The 3,764-nt window shown below is 30.2% G+C and carries 3 protein-coding genes and 1 pseudogene; all 4 read left to right on the top strand.

What is annotated here, in order from left to right; genetic code table 11:
- Window positions 1-517: 517 nt before the first annotated feature.
- Window positions 518-658 (top strand): ribbon-helix-helix domain-containing protein, encoded by a 141-nt coding sequence (locus NSU06_RS11520; protein ID WP_049432988.1) that lies wholly within the window; start codon window positions 518-520, stop codon window positions 656-658.
- Between the two features lie 74 nt (window positions 659-732).
- Window positions 733-1,443: a replication protein gene (locus NSU06_RS11525; protein ID WP_049432986.1), complete on the top strand. Its 711-nt coding sequence runs from the start codon at window positions 733-735 to the stop codon at window positions 1,441-1,443.
- Entirely contained in the window at window positions 1,443-1,607 is a 165-nt protein-coding gene (locus NSU06_RS11530) for a hypothetical protein (protein ID WP_159081139.1), read from the top strand. Before NSU06_RS11525 ends, NSU06_RS11530 begins: the two co-directional genes overlap by 1 nt.
- A gap of 259 nt (window positions 1,608-1,866) precedes the next feature.
- Window positions 1,867-2,595 (top strand): annotated as a pseudogene (gene mobV, locus NSU06_RS11535) (MobV family relaxase); the annotation flags it as partial.
- Between the last annotated feature and the right edge of the window lie 1,169 nt (window positions 2,596-3,764).

A 3,764-nucleotide genomic window follows, 5' to 3' on the forward strand; every position in this document is an offset into this window, starting at 1 on the left:
GCAGTAAAATTAGCGTTACTTTCGATGTCCTAAAATTTTACTTCCGTACCGACATTTTTTAAGTTCCTTGTCATGACTGGCTTTAGGAGTACTTATATATTTTTTAAAACCGGATACTCTAATAGCCGGTTAGGTGGTCAAACTTTGGGAAAATCTCATCCAAAATTAAGTTTTGATGGTATGACTATTGTTAAAAGTTTAATTAAAAATATAAAGATACATTAGACCTAATATTTTAAATATTGGTCTTTTTATTTTTGGTTTTTGGATTTTAAATTTCAAAATTTGGAGGACAAGGGGGGGGCTACTACGACCCCCCCATATATTGAGCCGAGTGCCAAATTTTATAAAAAGAGCCTTCTGTACTTAGAGCGTCAAGGGATATAAAGATTTTAGGATGACCGCCGTTTGTTGGCGATTTTTCCGCCGTTTCAACTAATTTATGCACTTATTTGTATAAAGTACACAACTATGATACTATAATTTTGACAATTTAGATTGATTGAAAGGAGAAAAAATGACAGAAAAGAAAAGATTTACAATTACTATGTCTGATAGTTTTTATGAGTATTTGGAAAAGTTATGTGAAGAAAAAGGATTGAGTAAATCGGCAATGATAACATTAATTTTAAATGAATATAAGAAAGGAGAAAAATGAGCATGAAAAAAGAGCGTCCTGGCAAAAGACCGCTCTAGAATATATGCTTATATTTTCAAAGGTAATTATACAATATGACTAAAAAAATAACAAAGGCTAGAAACTTTATGTTTATTATTTATCCAGAAAGTATCCCAGAAGATTGGGAATATCATTTAGAAAAACTTGATGTTCCCATGGCGATTAGTCCGTTACATGATAAAGATGAAACAGAAAGGAAATTTAAAGAGTTAACAGAAGATGAACAAGCAATTATAAATAATGGTGGTAAGGTCTACAAAAAGCCGCATTATCATGTTTTATATATTGCTAGAAACCCAGTTACAACTGAGAGTGTAAGAAAGAAAATAAAACGAGCATTGGGTAGTAAATCTCTGTCTCATATAGAAATTATTGATGGTATTGAGAGTGTTTATAAATATTTAACACACGAAAGTAAAGATGCTATTAAAAAAAATAAACATAAGTATGACAAGGAAGATATTATTCATTTAAATGATTTTGATATTGAGAGATATGTTTTTTTAGATGAAAGTCAAAAACGTACTTTGAAAAATGAATTATTAGCGATAGTGAAAAGAGAACATATCGTTAATGTAATTGATTTAATGTCATTTCTCGACATGTATGGAAAAGAATATGGAATTGATAATATGAACTATGTTCAAGATGTTATCACATCTAATGCTAGTGCTTTTAGACTTTGGTTTGAAGGCAATTATCAATGTGGATATAGAGCTATATATTCAAAAACAATTAATCCAGAAACAGGGGAGATTAAATAGTGAAATATGATAATACAATTTATTTTGAAAATGGAATTGAACATACATTAACAGAAAAAGAATTGACCGTAATTAAACGATTATTACATTCGGCTAAAGTTGAAGACGAGTATAAAGAAGAATTAGAAAACTTAAAGAATTTATTTTTGGAACATTTAGATTGATATTGAACTTGAACTTGTGAAATAAAATTTATAACACGTGAGCGATCATAAATTTTATGAACATTGGCGACCACCATTTTTGGTCGCAGCTTTTGAACTTATGGACTGATTTATTCAGTCCATTTTTTGTGCTTGCACAAAAACAAGCCTCGCAGAGCACACGGTTTAATGACTTATGTAACGAAGTAAATAAGTCTAGTGTGTTATACTTTAATTAATAAAGGCCACGATGATGATGTGCTTAGGAGGTAATTTATTTATGAGCTATTCTATTATTCGAGTGTCAAAAGTGAAAGGTAAAACCAATACAACGGGTATTCAAAAACACGTTCAAAGAGAAAATAAAAATTACGAAAATGCAGATGTTGATTTAACAAAATCTTATATGAATTATGATTTAATTAATTCCAATTCAATTGATTTCAATCAAAAGATAGATGAGAAAATTGAGCAAAATTATAACGGTAAACGAAAAATCAGAAAAGATGCGATTAAACATGTCGATGGAATTATTACTTCTGATAATCAATTTTTTTCAGGAAAAAGTGATAAAGATATAAAACGATTTTTTGAAGATAGTAAAGCATTCTTATGTGAAGAATATGGCGAGGACAATTTGTTATATGCCACAGTACATTTAGACGAAGCAACACCGCATATGCATTTTGGAGTTGTGCCTTTAACGGTAGATGGTCGTTTGAGTGCTAAAGACGTTTTAGGAAATAAAAAAGCATTAACGGAGTTTCAAGATAGATTTAATCACTATATCAATCATAAAGGTCATGACTTGAAGCGAGGAACATCGAAACATAAAACAGAACGACAACATAGAGAAGTTGAACAGTACAAAAGAGATACTGAGTATTATAAAAATAGAAAAGATGAAGAAGTGCGTAAAGTAGTACATTTTAAGAATTTAACGGTAGATAATAAATTACAATTTGAATCTATGCAAGGCCAATTGGAGACTGTAAAGAATAAATACAATAAGATGAGTAAAGCGATTGATAGATTTGAACAAAAAAAATTACCGAAACTAAAAGATGAATTTTACGATATAAAAAATCGAACAGCAGAAGAAAAGGCAAAGTTTAAAACGTTAAAACAGGATATTGATCAATCTGAGCATAAATTAAAAGGTTTGAATGCCGATATTAATCATAAACAACAAGCATTTAACGATTTAGAGGCACATATAGCCCGAATAAGAGCCAAAAAAGAAGAAGAGGAGGAATATTACCAAAGTTTAAAGAATGTTCTGTATGAGCCTCTAAACAACGAATTTGAGTATGAATATAAAAAGCGAAGTTTATTTTCGAAAGAAAGTGAGCCAACAGGACGAGTTATTTTGAAAGAAGAAGATTATAAAACATTAAAAGAGCAGGCAGATTTTGGAAAAAGAATGGAACCAGAATATAGAAAATTGATAAAGGGAGAAAAGGTTCAATCGCTTGAAAAGACAGTTTTGGATCAACGAGGAGAAATTAATGGTAATCGTAGAAAATTGAATGCTGCATCTAAAAAGTTTGAAAAACTAACTAAAGAAAAAGATAACTATAAATCAGCTTATGAAGATGAACAAACTAAGCATGAAAATACAAGGAAGTTTGTAAAAGCGGTTTGTCACTTAGGAAAAGATATATTTGGTGGTAAAAATTATAGACGAATTGTTAATAAAATTGACGATAATATAAATCCAAAATATAAAAAGGCCTTTAGAAATATGATTGCGTTAGATCGAGAAGTTATGATTATGTTTAAACAGAAAGACGAAAAATCAAGAAAACATATAGCATTTGAAAATAATGCAACGATAAAAACAAAGCAAGAGAAAGATAAAGGCTTTGATTTAGAACTATAAATTAGCAAAAAAAGCTCTTAGCAGAATTTACGAGGTTGCTAAGAGCGATTTTCGAATTTCTATCACAATTACTAAACTTTTTTAAGTAATTCCGAGGGGGAGTCGCTACTCCTATTACTAATTATAGCAAAAGAGAGCAATTATGCCGAGAAAACTTATTGTTTGGAATGAGCGATATGTTAGCTAACAGAGTTAGCGAGTTGGTTGGTGGTTTGTTGGGATTAATCCCAACGAAGTACCAACTCAACAACATATCAAGCTCTGTTGGTTCCAAACAATAAGGAAATTGGAATAAT

Origin of the sequence: Staphylococcus sp. FSL W8-1270, from assembly GCF_038007165.1 — a bacterium.
Lineage (GTDB): Bacteria > Bacillota > Bacilli > Staphylococcales > Staphylococcaceae > Staphylococcus > Staphylococcus hominis.